This is a genomic window from Enterobacter cloacae complex sp. SHL020 (genome assembly GCF_049236945.1).
Lineage (GTDB): Bacteria > Pseudomonadota > Gammaproteobacteria > Enterobacterales > Enterobacteriaceae > Enterobacter > Enterobacter dykesii.
This window is the reverse complement of sequence record NZ_JBMKJF010000009.1, coordinates 149,984-166,500: the sequence shown is the minus strand read 5'-3', so window position 1 is coordinate 166,500 and position 16,517 is coordinate 149,984. Positions and strand designations below refer to the sequence as shown.

Here is a 16,517-nt window from a genome sequence, read left to right as displayed (position 1 = left end):
GGCTTGTCAATCGCACGCTCTGGTTCTGGGATGTAAGAATCCAGGAAGCCAGCCAGTTCGATGATTTTCGCTTCCCACTCTGCGTCGCCTTCCAGCGCTTTCAGAGCGGAACCACGAACGATTGGGGTATCGTCGCCCGGGAAATCGTACTGAGACAGCAGTTCACGAACTTCCATCTCTACCAGTTCCAGCAGCTCTTCGTCATCAACCATGTCACATTTGTTCAGGAACACGATGATGAAAGGAACGCCTACCTGACGACCCAGCAGGATGTGCTCACGAGTCTGAGGCATTGGGCCGTCAGTCGCAGCAACAACCAGGATCGCGCCGTCCATCTGCGCAGCACCGGTGATCATGTTTTTAACATAGTCGGCGTGGCCTGGGCAGTCTACGTGTGCGTAGTGGCGAGTCGGGGTGTCGTACTCAACGTGAGAGGTGTTGATGGTGATACCACGAGCTTTTTCTTCTGGTGCGTTATCGATCTGGTCGAATGCACGAGCAGAACCACCGTAGGTTTTTGCCAGAACGGTAGTGATTGCAGCGGTCAGCGTTGTTTTACCATGGTCAACGTGGCCGATAGTACCGACGTTAACGTGCGGTTTTGTACGTTCAAACTTTTCTTTAGACATCGATTGTCCCTCTAAGACACGGATAAATCGGTGATATCACCACATCAACCAGGCGAAATGCCTGAATTGTTGAATACAGTAAAATTGAAACAGAGAGAAACGGGAAGGAGAAGTGAAGTGGTGCTGATACCCAGAGTCGAACTGGGGACCTCACCCTTACCAAGGGTGCGCTCTACCAACTGAGCCATATCAGCACGTATTGGAGCGGGCAGCGGGAATCGAACCCGCATCATCAGCTTGGAAGGCTGAGGTAATAGCCATTATACGATGCCCGCATCCTGAAACTCGGCTACCCAGTTCTTTCTGTAACAAAAAAAGAGATTTCTCTCTTTTTCAGTTTGAGCTGGCTAATTTTTCCAACCAGCTCCGGCGGCATTTACGCTGCCAGAAAGTGGTGGTGGGGGAAGGATTCGAACCTTCGAAGTCTGTGACGGCAGATTTACAGTCTGCTCCCTTTGGCCGCTCGGGAACCCCACCGGACTTGATGGTGCCGACTACCGGAATCGAACTGGTGACCTACTGATTACAAGTCAGTTGCTCTACCTACTGAGCTAAGTCGGCATCAAGTAGCGCGCATTCTATGGATACCTGCGCGGTCATGCAACTAAAAATTTGCATAAAACGTTCTTTCGCTCACATTTTATGCGAACAGCGTATCAGACGCTGTAAAAGTAGTCATTTGAGGTCAAATATTCAACATATCATCGTGATTTGCACCGTATTCACCGTAGCGTGACGGCTTCCGCGTAACGCAGCGCTTTCCATCTTTTTTCTTATTATTCCCGTCATCTGGTGTTAACCTCCTGCCCATTGTCCAAAATTAACTGTGTGATGAGCCATGATCCGGCAGTGTGATGCTGGCTCACTGAAGCATGCTTATGAGCAAAAAAGAGCAAACGTTAATGACGCCTTATCTTCACTTTAACCGCAGCCAGTGGGCTGCCCTGCGTGATTCCGTCCCTATGACGCTGACGGAAGGTGAAATCGCGCGGTTAAAAGGGATAAACGAGGATCTGTCCCTGGAAGAGGTGGCAGAAATTTATCTCCCCCTCTCTCGCTTGCTTAACTTCTATATCAGCTCGAACCTGCGTCGTCAGGCCGTGCTGGAGCAGTTTCTCGGGACGAACGGTCAACGCATTCCTTATATCATTAGTATCGCAGGCAGCGTGGCCGTGGGTAAAAGTACCACCGCGCGCGTCCTGCAGGCGCTGTTGAGTCGCTGGCCGGAACACCGCAGCGTGGAGCTGATCACCACCGACGGCTTCCTGCACCCGAACGAGGTGTTAAAAGAACGCGGTCTGATGAAGAAGAAGGGTTTCCCGCTTTCTTATGATATGCACCGTCTGGTGAAGTTTGTCTCTGACCTGAAATCCGGCGTGCCGCACGTGACTGCGCCAGTCTATTCGCACCTGATCTACGATCGCATCCCGGGTGGGGATAAAACCGTGGTCCAGCCGGATATCCTGATTCTGGAAGGTCTGAACGTACTGCAAAGCGGGATGGACTATCCTCACGACCCGCATCACGTATTCGTCTCGGATTTCGTCGATTTCTCTATTTATGTCGATGCGCCGGAAGACCTGCTGCAAAACTGGTACATCAACCGCTTCCTGAAGTTCCGCGAAGGGGCCTTCACCGATCCGGATTCCTATTTCCACCACTATGCCCAGCTTTCTGAAGAAGAAGCGATCGGCGTGGCCACGGGGCTGTGGAATGAGATCAACTACGTGAACCTCAAAGAGAACATCCTGCCGACGCGCGAGCGTGCAAGCCTGATCCTCACCAAGAGCGAGAAGCACGCCGTCGACCAGATTCGCCTGCGGAAATAATCAAGCAGACATAAAAAAACCGGCTTAGCGCCGGTTTTTTCGTTATGGATGTGGCTTCTCGCCATTTTCATCCTGATCGACCGCAAAGCAGGCAACCAGCTGGCCGCCATACTCCTTCAGCTGCGGCTGGAGCTGGGTGCACGGGCCAAAGCGGCGGCTGCAGCGGGCGTTGAATGCACATCCCGGAGGCGGATTCAGCGGGCTTGGCAGTTCACCCGTCAGCTTAATACGCTCACGACGATCGTCCGGGTTCAGACGCGGCGTCGCAGACAGCAGCGCCTGGGTATACGGGTGACGAGGGTTATTAAAGATCTGGTCTTTAGTCCCCTTCTCCACGCAGCGTCCCAGGTACATCACCATCACTTCATCAGCAATGTGCTCGACAACCGACAGGTCGTGGGAGATGAACACGTAAGACAGCCCCAGCTCCTGCTGGAGATCCATCATAAGGTTCAGCACCTGCGCACGTACGGATACGTCGAGCGCGGAGACCGGCTCATCGGCAATCACCACGTCCGGATCGAGCATCAGCCCGCGCGCAATAGCAATACGCTGACGCTGGCCGCCGGAGAACATGTGCGGATAGCGATCGTAATGCTCGGTTTTGAGGCCGACCTTCGCCATCATCGCCAGCGCTTTTTCACGGCGCTGCTCCTTGCTCAGATTACTGTTGATCAGCAGCGGCTCTTCCAGAATCTGCCCGACTTTTTTACGCGGATTCAAAGAACCATACGGGTTCTGGAACACAATCTGGATTTTCTGGCGACGCAGCTTCTGCGCCTGCGGATCGTGCTTGAGCAGATCCTGCCCCTGATAGTAGAGTTCGCCGCCGGTCGGCACTTCAATCATCGTCAGCAGACGGCCCAGCGTGGATTTGCCGCAGCCTGACTCCCCTACTACCGCCAGCGTTTTGCCGCGTTCGAGGTTAAAAGAGACGCCGTCCAGCGCTTTCACCAGGCGTTCAGGGGCAAACAGCCCCTTCTTCACCGGGTAGTATTTTTTCAGATCGATGGCCTGCAGCAGCGGTTGTTGCGTGGTGGCCTGTTGCGTACTCATAGTGTTGGCCTCCCGGCATCATCGAGTGGGTAGTGGCATTTCGACTGACGACCGTCAGCAAGCTGGTTCAGCTCTGGCTCTTCTGCCCGGCATTTGTCCGTCGCATACGGACAGCGCGGATTGAGCAGACAGCCCTGCGGACGGTCATATTTACCCGGTACCACACCCGGCAGCGATGCCAGACGCGCTTTGTCCTGGGCAAACTCCGGCAGCGCGCGTAACAGCGCCTGGGTATACGGATGACGCGGCGCGCGGAAAATATCGTGTGAATTTCCGGTTTCGACCACCTGGCCGGCATACATCACGATGATTTTGTGCGCGGCTTCGGCCACCAGCGCCAGATCGTGCGTAATCAGCACCAGCGCCATATTCTCTTTCTGCTGCAGCTCCAGCAGCAGTTCGATGATTTGCGCCTGGATGGTCACATCCAGCGCCGTCGTTGGTTCATCTGCAATCAGCAGTTTTGGTCGACAGGCAATCGCCATCGCGATCATCACGCGCTGGCTCATCCCGCCGGAGAGCTGGTGCGGGTAAACGTCCAGGCGTGATGCCGGGTCAGGAATACCCACCTGGTTCAGCAGGTCGATCGCCCGCTGACGACGGGTTTTCTTATTCCCGCCCTGATGCACCTTAATCGCTTCCATAATCTGGAAACCAACGGTGTAGCAAGGGTTCAGGCTGGTCATGGGATCCTGGAAAATCATCGCCACTTCGGCACCCACCAGCTGGCGGCGCTGTTTTTCAGAAATGCGCTTCAGATCCTGACCGTTGAACTGCAGGTTTTCCGCCATCACGCGGCCCGGGTAATCAATCAGCCCCATGATCGCCAGCGAGCTCACCGACTTACCGGAGCCGGACTCCCCGACGATACCAACCACTTCGCCCTGATTTACGCTGTAGCTGATGCGGTCCACGGCGCGAAACGGGGTGCCTTCGTCGCCGAAGTGCACCGATAATTTATCTACATTTAATAACGCCATCTCGTGCCTCTTACTGCTTCAGTTTGGGATCAAGCGCATCACGCAGGCCATCACCCATCAGGTTAAATGCCAGCACCGTCAGCAGGATTGCCAGACCCGGGAAGGTGACAACCCACCAGGCGCTTTGTGCGAACTGCAACACGTCGGAGAGCATGGTGCCCCACTCCGGTGTTGGCGGCTGCGCACCCATGCCCAGGAAGCCAAGAGCGGCCATATCAAGAATGGCGTTAGAGAAACCGAGCGACGCCTGAACAATCAGCGGCGCAAGGCAGTTCGGGAAGATATTGACGAACATCTGGCGCATCGCACCGGCACCCGCCACGCGAGAAGCGGTGACGTAATCGCGGTTCACTTCCACCAGCACCGCCGCACGGGTTAAACGCACGTAGTGAGGGAGCGCCACGAAGGTCAACGCCAGCGCGGCGTTGCCTATCGACGGGCCGAAGATCGCCACCAGCACCAGCGCCAGCAGCAGGCTTGGCAACGCCAGCATGATATCGACGATACGCATGATGATGTTATCAACGATGCCGCCGAAGTAACCGGCAACCAGGCCGAGAACGATCCCCATAATCAGAGACAACACCACCACCAGGCAGCCGACCAGCAGCGACAGGCGCGCGCCGTACATAAGACGCGACAGCACGTCGCGGCCCACGTCATCGGTACCCAGCAGGTGCGCCAGGCTGCCGCCGTCCTGCCACGCAGGCGGCGCGAGCAGCGCATCGCGGAACTGGTCCGCCGGGTTATACGGTGCGAGGAAGTTCGCAAACACCGCAATCAGGATCATGATTACGACATACACCAGCCCTACCACCGCGCCTTTATTGCGCTTGAAGTAGTGCCAGAATTCCTGCAGCGGCGTCATAGGAACCGGTGCAGCGACCACTTTATTTTGAGTGACTTGTGACATGATGGTCCCTTACTTCTTATGACGAATACGCGGGTTCACCACGCCGTACAGCAAATCGACCAGCAGGTTGACGAGGATAATCATCGTCGCGACCAGCAGTACACCGCCCTGCACAACCGGATAGTCACGGCGTTGCAGCGCGTCAATCAGCCAGCGTCCAAGGCCCGGCCAGGAGAAGATGGTTTCGGTCAGGATCGCCCCCGCCAGCAACGTCCCCACCTGGAGACCGATAACGGTCACCACCGGCAGCATGGCATTACGCAGCGCGTGAACGATGATGACGCGCATACGCGTCAGACCCTTGGCGCGCGCGGTGCGGATATAATCCTCACCCAGCACTTCCAGCATCGATGAACGGGTCATTCGCACGATCACCGCCAGAGGAATGGTGCCCAGCACCATGGCAGGCAGGATCATATGCGCCACGGCATCAATGAAGTTGCCCTCTTCGCCCCAGATAGCTGTATCAATCAGCATAAAACCGGTAAGCGGGTTGGAGTCATCCAGGAAGACCATATCACTGACGCGCCCTGAGACCGGTGTCAGATTAAGCTGCACCGATACCAGCATGATCAGCATCATGCCCCACCAGAAGATAGGCATGGAGTAGCCGGTCAGCGCCAGGCCCACGGCGGTGTGGTCAAAAATAGAGCCACGCTTGACGGCAGCCAGTACCCCGACAGGAATACCCACCGCAGTGGCGAAAATCATAGCGCAGACGCCAAGCTCCAGCGTCGCTTTAAAACGCGGCACGAACTCGTCCCACACCGGAAGACGGCTTTTCAGCGAAATCCCTAAGTCGCCGTGCAATACGCCCCAGATATAGTGGAGGTACTGCTGCCACATCGGCTTATCGAGACCGAGTTCCGCCAGCAGCTGTGCATGGCGCTCAGGGGAAATACCACGCTCGCCCGCCATAATCATTACCGGGTCGCCGGGGATCATATGGACGAAGGCAAAAGTGAGAAGGGTGATACCGATAAACGTGGGGATAACAAGTCCCAGACGTCGGAGGATGAACTGCAACATAACCCGGATTCTCTCTGATGACGCACGACCAGTGGCGTGACGTCTGTATTGCTCACAAATGTAAATTCCCTCTCCTAGCGGGAGAGGGTTAGGGTGAAGGGCGTGCATGCATCCCCTCACCCCTGCCCTCTCCCAAGAGGAGAGGGAGAACACCCTACTTATTATTCAACAGATACGTTTTCGAAGTGGTGTTTGCCCAGTGGATCAACCACGTAGCCTTTCACTTCTTTACGCACTGGTTCGTACACGGTGGAGTGAGCAACAATCAGCGCCGGAGCCTGATCGTGCATAACAACCTGCGCCTGCTTGTACAGTTCGATACGTTTGTTGTGATCGTCGGTCGCACGCGCCGGCTGGATCAGGTCTTCAAACGGCTTGTAGCACCAGCGAGAGTAGTTAGAACCGTCTTTCGCCGCCGCGCAGCTGAACAGGGTGGCGAAGAAGTTGTCCGGATCCCCGTTATCACCGGTCCAGCCCATCATTACCGCCTGGTGTTCACCCGCTTTGGCGCGCTTCAGGTACTCGCCCCACTCGTAGGTCACAATCTTGGCCTGAACGCCAACCTTAGCCCAGTCAGCCTGAACCATTTCCGCCATACGGCGTGCGTTCGGGTTGTACGGACGCTGTACCGGCATCGCCCACAGCTCAACGGTAAAGCCTTTGTCCTGGCCCGCTTCTTTCAGCAGCGCTTTCGCTTTCTCAGGATCGTAGGTGTAGTCTTTAACGTCGTCGTTATAGCCCCACATGGTTGGTGGGATCAGGTTTTTGGCAGCAACGCCAGCGCCCTGGTAAACCGCCTTGATAATCGCTTCTTTGTTCACCGCATAGGTCAGCGCCTGACGCACCTTCACGTCATCAAACGGTTTCTTCTCGGTGTTGAAGGAGAGATAGCCCACGTTCAGGCCAGCCTGCTCCAGCAGGTTGATGTTCTTGTCCTGCTTCATGCGGGCGATGTCTGCCGGGTTCGGGTACGGCATCACCTGGCATTCGTTTTTCTGCAGTTTTGCATAACGCACTGATGCATCAGGCGTGATGGAGAAGACCAGACGGTCAATCTTCGGCTTGGTGCCCCAGTAGCCTTCGAATGCTTTATACAGAATACGGGAGTCTTTCTGGTACTGCAGCAGCTGGAATGGACCGGTACCGATTGGGTTCAGGTCGACTTTTTCCGGCGTACCGGCTTTCAGCATGTTGTCCGCGTACTCTTTGGACAGAATAGAGGCGAAGTCCATGGCCAGGTCAGCCAGGAATGGCGCTTCCGGACGCGTCAGCACGAACTGAACCGTTTTATCGTCCACTTTTTTCACTTCAGCGATCAGGTCCGGCAGACCCATCCCTTCGAAGTATTCATAGCTGCCGCCAGACACTTTATGGTACGGGTTCTGAGCGTTTTTCTGACGGTCAAAGGAGAACACAACGTCGTCGGCGTTAAAGTCGCGCGTTGGTTTGAATTCTTTGCTGTCCTGCCACTTCACACCCTGGCGCAGGTGGAAGGTATAGGTTTTACCGTCTTCGCTGACGTCCCACTTCTCGGCCAGACCCGGAATCACTTCCGTGGTACCGGTTTTGAATTCAACCAGACGGTTATAGATCGGTACAGAGCTTGCGTCGTAAGTCGTACCAGAGGTAAAGAGCTGTGGGTTAAAGCCTTCCGGCGAGCCTTCAGAACAGTAAACCAGGGTTTTTGCCTGTACGCTTGCTGCCACGGTCATAGCCACCAGGCTCAGACCAAGCTTCAGCATCCCTGACTTCTTCAAGGAAATACTCATTATTCTGCTCCAATGTGATGTTTTGCTTTGTTGTGTTACGCCGCCAGACCTTTATTTATTTTTTACCCGGTCCGGTCGGAGATGCCCGAAGGCTTTAAAGGGATGGAGAATCCTTTCAGAAGAGCGTTTGAGTTGCAGCGCAGATCGTCCCTGAAATGCCCCTCATGCCCTACAATCTGTCAACAGAATGTGAAAACGTCAATACAGGTGACGGGGATTTACGCTGAGTGTGAGAAACCGCAAACAAAGATTAAAAAAACTATGTATGCCAGTTTTCAGCAGGGAAATTTATGCTACTCGCTATCTTGCAGCACAAGTCTCTTCATATTTCGCAACAATCAGTGATTAACTTTTATTCAGAATGGGTAAATTTTCTTGCGGAATGGTGATTATCTGAGCACTAAATACCGCGAACGTTAAAACGCACAGCGAAAAATGCTGAGGTTATCCATAAGCAACGCGAAAAAAGATCAATCTATATATAAAAAAATACAATGGATTATGTCACAAAATCGTTAACAGGCAGGGAGAAGCAGGCCTAAGGGGCGTTTTGGATACTCTGACGGTATAAGATCATAATGCAAAAAGGGCTAACCTTGCGGTTAGCCCTTTTCAGAATGTGGTCGGCGAGAGAGGATTCGAACCTCCGACCCACTGGTCCCAAACCAGTTGCGCTACCAAGCTGCGCTACTCGCCGAATGCGGAGCGCATCTTACTGCTGAGGTGCGCCCCCGTCAATCCCTTATTTTCAAAAAGCCATTCAACTGGCGATATTCTCGCCAGAGCAGCTACTGCGCGGCTTTTACGCTGTTATCAGGGAGTTTACACCAGTTGTTGTTTTCGTTAATCCCACCGTTCGGTGAGGTATAACCGAGACAACCCATAATGGTGTCGTACAGCTCAACGTGGCGACGCGGCACCTTCATCTCCGCCTCTTTTTTCAGCTGAGCAAACATCTTCGCCTTCTCCGGATTTTCAAGATACTTATCCGACATCCACATGATCATCGGCACGCGGAACTGTTCCGGCGGTGCCAGCTTGCGCGGCGTACCGTGCAGATGCTCTTTCTCATTGATGGATTCACCGTGATCTGCCGCGTAAATCACAATCGCTTTTTTATCGCGCAGCTGGTCGATCACCCGGCTCAGGAAGGTATCCACGTACAGCACCGAGTTGTCGTAGGCGTTGATCAGCTCCTGCTTGCTGCAGTCTTTATTAATGCCCACGCACTCAGGCTGCCACTTCGCGAAATCACGCGTGTATCGCTGGTAGTAGCTGTAATGCGACCCTTTGGTATGCAGAATAACCAGATGCTTACCCTGCGGATGGTTCTTGAGGGACTGGGACATCTCTTCCAGCAGCAGCATGTCGTCGACGTTTTTGCCGCGGTTACGCGGTTCGGCGCCAATCTGCTCGCGGTACGCGATGTTATCTGCCAGCGTGTTGGTGTAGAACCACATCTCACTTTGCATGGCGAACAGGTCAGAGCTAAATCCAAGCTGCTTCAGCACGGCAAACACGTTCTGCTCTTTCAGCGTGCGTTGCGGGTTATCGCTTGCACCGCCTTCACGCACAAACATGCAGCGCAGCGAGAGCTTGGTTGCGGTATCGCAGGAGTAGCCACGGTAGGCCACCAGGTTTTTCTCCTGCGCCAGCTTTGGCGTGGTATCCCGGTTATAGCCGAGAATACCCATATGATCCCAGCGCGTCGTTTCGCCTATGACAAAGACGACGTACGTATCATCAATCCCGTCGGCTGGCGGCTGGTAGGTGAATTGTTTCGTTGGATTGATCAGCGATTTCACATCACTGGATTCGTCCGCCTGCGCCCAGGCATACAGCCCTAACGCTGACAGCCAGTTAGATGGCAAATACGAGTTTGCCACCACGCCGCCATAGCTTGGCATATCCACGCCCGTCGCTTTTTCGACGCGTTTTTGCTGCGTTTCCATCAGGCGGATAGGCGCCCACACCAGCAGACCGGCCAGCAGGACGACGACGATATTGCGGATCCGCTGTCCACGGGTGCGCAGCTGGCGTAACAGCGTATAGCGGCACGTATTGCTCCAGATAAAGAACAGCGGGATCAGACAGGCTAAAACCGTCCAGACGATAAAGCCTTTCCCTACCACCTCTTTCGAGAGGTCGATATCCGTGGTCATCACCGAGGCAACGATACCGTAACCAATGACCACGTTCATAAAGGTCATGTAATAGCTTGCGGCGGCGGAAATAATCACCACCAGCGAGGCCAAAATTTGCCAGGTACGTCGACCAAAAAGGGACAGGAGGCGTAAGAGGAAGAAGGTCGCGAGAACGGAGCCGAATACTTCAATTGCGGCAAATATACCATTACTTAGGGTAAGGTTTTCAACATACCCTTCCACTCTTCTGAACAGTACCGCGCCATTCAGAAATAATCCGATATAGACAGCCAGCATCAGACACAATCTTTGCTGGGTAAGAGACCTAATGTATTTCATGCAAACAACCCTGGGGGAAGGGGTATAAAGACCCGTCGAATCTCAAAGAGAAAGCGGACAGAGTAAGTAAATGCGTAAGGAAGCGTTATGAGAAACGTCTACAAGCGCGGTAAGTAGACCACAGCGGGAGAGAAAAGTGGCAGCAGAGAGTGTGATCGGTGTAAATTTTTACAAAATATCGAGACGGGAAGCGTCTCGCATAAAGAAAAAAGAGGCCACGGAGGCCTCTTTCATACAGCTTAAGCGTGCGCTTCCTTGAATACTTCGCGCTGCGGCTGGCGAATCGTGGTCGAGAGCGCCAGCGAGATAATCAGCAAGGCAAATATTACGCAGAAGGTCACGTAGAACCCGCCGAACAGGGAGGCAATCAGCGAGCCGCAGATACTGCCGATCCCGAAGCCAAGATAGATAACGCCGTAGTTTTTCGCCAGATTGTTCAGGCCAAAGAACTCGCTCACCAGTGACGGAAAGACGGTAATGGTGCCGCCGAAGTTAAAGGCCACGCAGGCAATCGCCGCAAAGAAGGTGGCTTCATTCAGCGGAGCGAACAGCAGCGCCGCCATACCGACCAGCGAAACCACCTGCCCAATCGTAATCACACGGATGCGGGCAATCTTGTCAGACAGAATACCGAGCACCAGACGACCGGAGAGGTTGGCAATGGAGATGACCGTCACCGCATTCGCCGCCGTAGCCGCATCCAGCTTCACCATCCCCTGCGCGATATCCTTCGCCACGCCGATGACATACAGACCGCTCATGCAGGCCGTCAGGAACATCACCGCCAGCATCCAGTACTGCGGTTTACGCATAGATTGCGCGAGAGTGAAGTCGTTCTCCACCACGCCGTTAACGGATTTGACCTCCTGCTGCGGCGCATCGGTCATCAGCGTGGCGCCGAACAGAATCATCACCAGCACGATTGCGCCCCAGATCATAAAGGTGTTTTCGAGGCCAACGGACGCCAGCAGATGGGAGTCGATAAATTTGAACCCGAGGCTGCCCAGGCCATAGGAGCCGATGGCGAACGCAGAGATTAAGCCTTTACGCTCCGGGAACCACTTCACGCAGTTCGACAGGGTCAGCAGGTAACCTGCGCCATCGGCCAGACCCACCAGCACGCCGGCGCTCAGCCACAGCATCATCAGGTTGCTGGAGTGCGCCGTAAGGAAAAAGCCCAACCCCAGCAGAATGCCGGACGCCATGGTCACACGCTTCACGCCAAAACGCTCCTGCAGCTTGCCAGCGACCGAAGACGAAATCGCCAGACCGAGGCTCAGCAGACCAAAGGAGAACGCGACCTGGCTGACCGGCGCGCCGAGTTTGTCGGAAAGCGCGCTGTTAAACAGGCTCCAGGTATAGACCGACCCCAGCGCAAACTGGGTGACGATGGTGCCAAAGAGCGTGAGCCAGCGCGTGCGGTTATAAGTTGATGTGTTCATGGCAGTTGTCCTGCAAGAGAAATTAAGGAAGTTCGCTGAGGACAACGATAAACAAAACCTTAATACGCCTGGGGTAAAACGGCATGAAATGCAGGCGGAACGGAATGAAATGCCTGGAATCGGGAATGAATGGCCTGGCCCGGGAATAAAGCGACAGCGTGTTAGTACCTGCTATCGCTGTATAGCCCGTGGTTGTTGTATTCGAGATGTTATCGTAACGTTTAAAAAAGTAACAACTCTAGAAATTTGCGCTAACGCCGAGGGTGTATAAAAACTCCTCACCGGTGGTGGTGTGCTCCCCCTGAGCCAGCGACGCATAGGCCGCCACGTGCGTATTAAAGGGAATATCCGTTCCCACGGTGACGTCCATCCAGCTACCGTTTTGGGCAGGGGCTGGCGTTTGCGGCATGCCAAACTGCGATTTCCACTGGTTTTCACCAAACTGCTGGTTATAGCTAATCTGCGCCCATGGCCGGAGGTCGCCATACTGGGTATTCACGCGCCACCCCAGCGTGCTGACGCTGGCATGCCAGAGCGGGTCGGTGATTGCCTGCGTCGACGCGCTATCACCAAACTCGTTGATCATCATAGGAGCCGTGCCGTCGTAGCGCCACGCGACTACCGGGCCGGTGGTGATACGCGCTGAAACCGGAAAATTCCAGCCCACGCTCATTGCCCCCTCCGTCGCGCTGCCAGACGGTATATTCAGGGCAAGACCCGGCGCATTTTGTGAAGACTGAATGCGCTCAGCCAAAATATCCTCATAACGCGGTTGGTGATCCGCGTCCCATGTATAGCGTTCCGCCGTATTATTTTGGGCGTCTGAAACGATATATTCCTGTTGCCAGGCAGACGCTGTATTACTAAAAAACAGGCAGGCTGAAATCCCCACCAGGCCAGAAGCAGCATGGCGACCACTGATTTTTTTTATCATCATCAACGCGACCCCAGAGAGAGCCGAATTCGGCGATATTTGTCGTTATTCAGGAAGAGCTTATAGCCCTTGTATTAACTATTGTCTTTATAGTAAACACGTCAAGCCAGTCAGAACGAAATATTTGCGAAATCAGTATCAATAAGGGAGATGACGGATGGAACGTTGCGGTTGGGTGAGCCAGGATCAGCTTTATATCGACTATCACGATCGGGAATGGGGCGTACCGGAAACAGATGGCAAAAAACTCTTCGAGATGATCTGCCTGGAGGGCCAGCAGGCGGGGTTGTCATGGATTACGGTGCTGAAGAAACGCGAAAACTACCGCAACGCCTTCCATCAGTTCGATCCTGTCGCCGTCGCCGCGATGACCGATGAAGATGTGGAACGCCTGGTGCAGGACGCCGGCATCATCCGTCATCGCGGTAAGATCCAGGCCATCATCGGTAACGCACGCGCTTACCTGGCGATGGAACAAAACGGCGAATCGTTCTCAGATTTTGTCTGGACGTTTGTGAACAACGATCCGCAGGTCACCCGGGCCGCCACGCTCGCGGAAATCCCGGCCTCTACCCCGGCCTCAGATGCGCTCTCGAAGGCCCTGAAAAAACGCGGCTTTAAGTTTGTCGGCTCCACCATCTGCTACGCCTTTATGCAGGCCTGTGGCCTGGTCAACGACCACGTTACCGGCTGCTTCTGTCATCCGGGAGGCCATCATGATCCGCAAATGGCAAAGTGAGAATACCGCGCCGCTTTTGAGCCTGTGGCTTGAAAGCACCACGGAAGCGCATCCGTTTATCGAGCCGGGTTACTGGAAAGAGAACGAGGCCATGGTGCGGGACGTTTATCTGCCGTCGGCGGAAACCTGGGTCTGGGAACAGGATGGCGAGCCATACGGATTTATCAGCGTGATGCAGTCTCAGTTTGTCGGCGCGCTGTTTGTCGCACCGTCATGCATCGGGAAAGGCATCGGGCGCGCGCTGCTGAACCATGTTCAACAGCGCTTCCCGCATTTAACGCTGGAGGTATATCAGAAAAATGTGCGGGCGGTGAATTTCTACCATGCTCAGGGCTTTCGCATTGAAGACAGCGCCTGGCAGGATGACACTCAGCACCCGACGTGGATCATGAGCTGGCAGGCGGATCAAACGCCGTTAAGGTAAGCTCGGGGCCTTGATATTTCTCTACCCAGGCCAGCGCCGTGTTCCCTGCGCAGCCATTCCCCAGCTTCGAGCTGGGGAGATCTTTGGTCAGCACGTTAACCGCCCCGTTTTTACAGATCCCTCCCTCGGCGGGCTCAAGGTCGGGCCATGCGCCCTGATGAATGCAGATCACGCCCGGTTTAATTCCGTCGCTCACTACCGCCCCTGCCAGCACCTGCCCGCGCGAGTTCCAGACGCGCACCACGTCGCCGTCCTCAATCCCGCGCGCTTTCGCATCGAGGGTATTCAGCGTGATCGGCTCTCGCCCGGCGACCGCATACTGCTCGCGCAGGGACGTATAGTTAAGCTGGCTGTGCAGACGGTGCGCGGGATGCGCAGACAACACCTGCAGCTGATCCGGCTGGGCGTTGCCGTGCCATTCGTCCGGCTCGAGCCACATCGGGTGTGGCGGGCAGTCGGCATAGCCAAAGCTGGCGATGCGCTCGCTGTGGATCACGATCTTTCCGCTCTCGGTTTTCAGCGGGTGGCTCTCCGGGTCGCGGCGGAAATCGGCGAAACGGACAAACTTTGCGTTCTGTTCGCTCTCCGGCATCTCGACGATCTGGTTCGCCTCCCAAAACTCAGCAAATGGCGGAAGCGTCACGCCCTGCGCCGCGCCGCGCTGGCCGGCAATCTGGTAGAAGCTCTCCAGCCATTGCAGATCGCTTTTCCCCTCGGTAAAACGCTCGCGACCGCCCGCTTCCCACAGCTCGCTCAGTTCAGCGAACACGTCAAAATCATCCCGTGCTTCGTCTCGCGGGGCCACTACGCGCTTCATCGGGACCATATGCTGGTTGCTGTAGTCGCCGGTCATGGTGAGATCGTTACGCTCAAACGAGGTGGTCGCCGGGAGCACGATGTCGGCGTGTTTGGCAGAGCCGGTCCAGAAGCACTCGGAAATCACCACCAGCTCCGGCTTTTGCCAGGCGCGGATCAGGCGGTTGGTATCCTGATGGTGCGTGAAGTTCGATCCGCCCGCCCACCAAACAAATTTAATGTCCGGGAAGTGGCGGTCCAGGCCGTTGTGCTGATAAAACCCGCCGGGGTTTTCCAGAGCTTCAACGATCCGCGCCACCGGGATTTTATCTACCGCATCCACGCCGCCCTGTACCGAGCCTTGCAAAGACGCCAGCACCGCCGCTTTACGCGTCGGGTTACCGCCGTTCGCGAAGTGATAGGAGAGACCAAAACCGCCGCCCGGCGTGCCGATCTGCCCAAGCATCGCGGCAAGGGTCACCAGCATCCAGTGTTTTTGCTCACCAAACTGCTGACGCTGCATTCCCCAGCCGGACATCAACATCGTGGTATTTTTATGAAACAACGCCGCCAGCTCGCGGATTTTCTCCGCAGGTACGCCGCAAATATCTGCCGCCCACTCTGCCGTTTTTGCTACCCCATCGGATTGGCCCGTCAGGTAGTCGGCGAATTTATCGAAGCCGGTGGTACAGCGCGTCAGGAATTCGACATCGTGCCAGCCGTTTTCTACCAGCGTATGAGCAATCCCCAGCATCATCGCCACGTCGGTGCCCATATGCGGGGCAATCCACTCGGCGCTGTCGCCGAAGAAATCCATGGTTTCAGAGCGCATAGGGTCAATGCAGATGATGCGCTTGCCGCTTTTGCGCAGCGCGTCGAAATACCCGATGCCCTGCTCGTCGCTGGCGTTCCAGGCAATTTTCAGCGTGTTGAGGGGGTTAGCGCTCCAGAGCACCACCACGTCGGTATGTGCCAGCACCAGCGGCCAGCTGGTCTGCTGCTGGTACACTTCGTTCCCCCCCACGACGTACGGCATGATCGCCTGCGCCGCGCCGGTGGAGTAATCCCCCAGATGGCCGGTATAGCCTCCCGCCAGGCTCATGTAGCGCTGCAGCAGCGTCGAGGCCTTGTGCAGCACGCCGTTCGAACGCCAGCCATAGGACCCGGCGAAAATGGACGACGGACCGTAGCTGTCGCGGATGCGCTTATGCTGGGCGTGGATCAGCGCCAGCGCGTCATCCCAGCTCACGCGAACAAACTCATCCTGACCGCGGATCCCCTGCGGTTTATCCGGCGAGGCCAGAAAACCTTTACGCACCATCGGCCAGCGCACGCGCGTTTTGCTGTGCACCTGATCGCGAACGACGGTCTGTAACGAGTTGGGATGTTGGGTTGGCAGTGCCCCGCGGGACGACAGAACATTTTCGCCATCGGTTTCGACCAGCATCGGCCCCCAGTGGGCGGCGGTCAGAATGGTTTTCGTTGAGGTGCTCAA

The 16,517-nt window shown here is 55.4% G+C and carries 13 protein-coding genes and 5 tRNA genes; 3 read left to right on the top strand and 15 right to left on the bottom strand.

Annotated features, from left to right (window positions below):
- The 5 genes from ACOTZB_RS19160 to ACOTZB_RS19140 form a co-directional block, all read right to left on the bottom strand.
- Positions 1–629: GTP-binding protein (locus tag ACOTZB_RS19160; RefSeq protein WP_421628181.1), on the bottom strand; the 629-nt coding region annotated here is incomplete at its 3' end.
- 118 nt (positions 630–747) lie between these two features.
- Positions 748–823, bottom strand: a tRNA-Thr gene (locus ACOTZB_RS19155).
- Between the two features lie 6 nt (positions 824–829).
- Positions 830–904 (bottom strand) — tRNA-Gly (locus tag ACOTZB_RS19150).
- Positions 905–1,021: 117 nt separating this feature from the next.
- Positions 1,022–1,106 (bottom strand) — tRNA-Tyr (locus ACOTZB_RS19145).
- An 8-nt stretch (positions 1,107–1,114) separates the two neighbouring features.
- Positions 1,115–1,190: transfer RNA gene (locus ACOTZB_RS19140), tRNA-Thr, on the bottom strand.
- 317 nt (positions 1,191–1,507) lie between these two features.
- Here ACOTZB_RS19140 and coaA point away from each other — a divergent pair.
- Complete coding sequence (gene coaA / locus ACOTZB_RS19135) at positions 1,508–2,458, top strand: type I pantothenate kinase (RefSeq protein WP_032668002.1); 951 nt, start codon at positions 1,508–1,510, stop codon at positions 2,456–2,458.
- A 42-nt stretch (positions 2,459–2,500) separates the two neighbouring features.
- Here coaA and dppF read toward each other — a convergent pair whose 3' ends face one another.
- The 9 genes from dppF to ACOTZB_RS19090 all read right to left on the bottom strand — a co-directional run bounded on the left by dppF (position 2,501) and on the right by ACOTZB_RS19090 (position 13,067).
- Positions 2,501–3,514, bottom strand: a complete 1,014-nt coding sequence (dppF, locus tag ACOTZB_RS19130) for a dipeptide ABC transporter ATP-binding subunit DppF (protein ID WP_126330539.1) — start codon at positions 3,512–3,514, stop codon at positions 2,501–2,503.
- Positions 3,511–4,494: a dipeptide ABC transporter ATP-binding protein gene (gene dppD / locus ACOTZB_RS19125; protein ID WP_008502772.1), complete on the bottom strand. Its 984-nt coding sequence runs from the start codon at positions 4,492–4,494 to the stop codon at positions 3,511–3,513. The genes dppF and dppD overlap by 4 nt, the downstream gene beginning before the upstream one ends.
- Positions 4,495–4,504: 10 nt before the next feature.
- Positions 4,505–5,407 carry a dipeptide ABC transporter permease DppC gene (gene dppC / locus ACOTZB_RS19120; protein ID WP_059445341.1) on the bottom strand — a complete coding sequence of 301 codons (903 nt, stop codon included), beginning with the start codon at positions 5,405–5,407 and terminating at the stop codon, positions 4,505–4,507.
- Positions 5,408–5,416: 9 nt separating this feature from the next.
- On the bottom strand, positions 5,417–6,436 hold the full coding sequence (gene dppB, locus ACOTZB_RS19115; protein ID WP_023334097.1) for a dipeptide ABC transporter permease DppB: 1,020 nt from the start codon (positions 6,434–6,436) through the stop codon (positions 5,417–5,419).
- A gap of 161 nt (positions 6,437–6,597) precedes the next feature.
- Positions 6,598–8,205 carry a dipeptide ABC transporter periplasmic-binding protein DppA gene (gene dppA / locus ACOTZB_RS19110; protein ID WP_029742038.1) on the bottom strand — a complete coding sequence of 536 codons (1,608 nt, stop codon included), beginning with the start codon at positions 8,203–8,205 and terminating at the stop codon, positions 6,598–6,600.
- Between the two features lie 620 nt (positions 8,206–8,825).
- Positions 8,826–8,902, bottom strand: a tRNA-Pro gene (locus ACOTZB_RS19105).
- 91 nt (positions 8,903–8,993) lie between these two features.
- A complete protein-coding gene (gene eptB / locus ACOTZB_RS19100) occupies positions 8,994–10,688 on the bottom strand; it encodes a kdo(2)-lipid A phosphoethanolamine 7''-transferase (RefSeq protein WP_045357276.1) in 1,695 nt (564 codons plus the stop codon).
- A 239-nt stretch (positions 10,689–10,927) separates the two neighbouring features.
- Positions 10,928–12,130 carry an L-lactate MFS transporter gene (locus ACOTZB_RS19095; RefSeq protein WP_033146995.1) on the bottom strand — a complete coding sequence of 401 codons (1,203 nt, stop codon included), beginning with the start codon at positions 12,128–12,130 and terminating at the stop codon, positions 10,928–10,930.
- A 238-nt stretch (positions 12,131–12,368) separates the two neighbouring features.
- A complete protein-coding gene (locus tag ACOTZB_RS19090) occupies positions 12,369–13,067 on the bottom strand; it encodes an autotransporter domain-containing protein (RefSeq protein ID WP_421628179.1) in 699 nt (232 codons plus the stop codon).
- 154 nt (positions 13,068–13,221) lie between these two features.
- On the opposite strand from ACOTZB_RS19090, the gene tag reads away from it, so the two are divergent.
- Together tag and ACOTZB_RS19080 are read left to right on the top strand one after the other, a co-directional pair.
- The gene (gene tag / locus ACOTZB_RS19085; protein ID WP_029741572.1) at positions 13,222–13,803 is read left to right on the top strand and encodes a DNA-3-methyladenine glycosylase I; all 582 of its coding nucleotides are present in this window, start codon (positions 13,222–13,224) and stop codon (positions 13,801–13,803) included.
- Positions 13,781–14,227, top strand: a complete 447-nt coding sequence (locus tag ACOTZB_RS19080; RefSeq protein WP_032661790.1) for an N-acetyltransferase — start codon at positions 13,781–13,783, stop codon at positions 14,225–14,227. The genes tag and ACOTZB_RS19080 overlap by 23 nt, the downstream gene beginning before the upstream one ends.
- On the opposite strand, the gene ACOTZB_RS19075 is transcribed toward ACOTZB_RS19080, so the two are convergent.
- The gene (locus ACOTZB_RS19075) at positions 14,190–16,469 is read right to left on the bottom strand and encodes a molybdopterin guanine dinucleotide-containing S/N-oxide reductase (RefSeq protein ID WP_265575933.1); all 2,280 of its coding nucleotides are present in this window, start codon (positions 16,467–16,469) and stop codon (positions 14,190–14,192) included. The genes ACOTZB_RS19080 and ACOTZB_RS19075 overlap by 38 nt on opposite strands.
- Between the last annotated feature and the right edge of the window lie 48 nt (positions 16,470–16,517).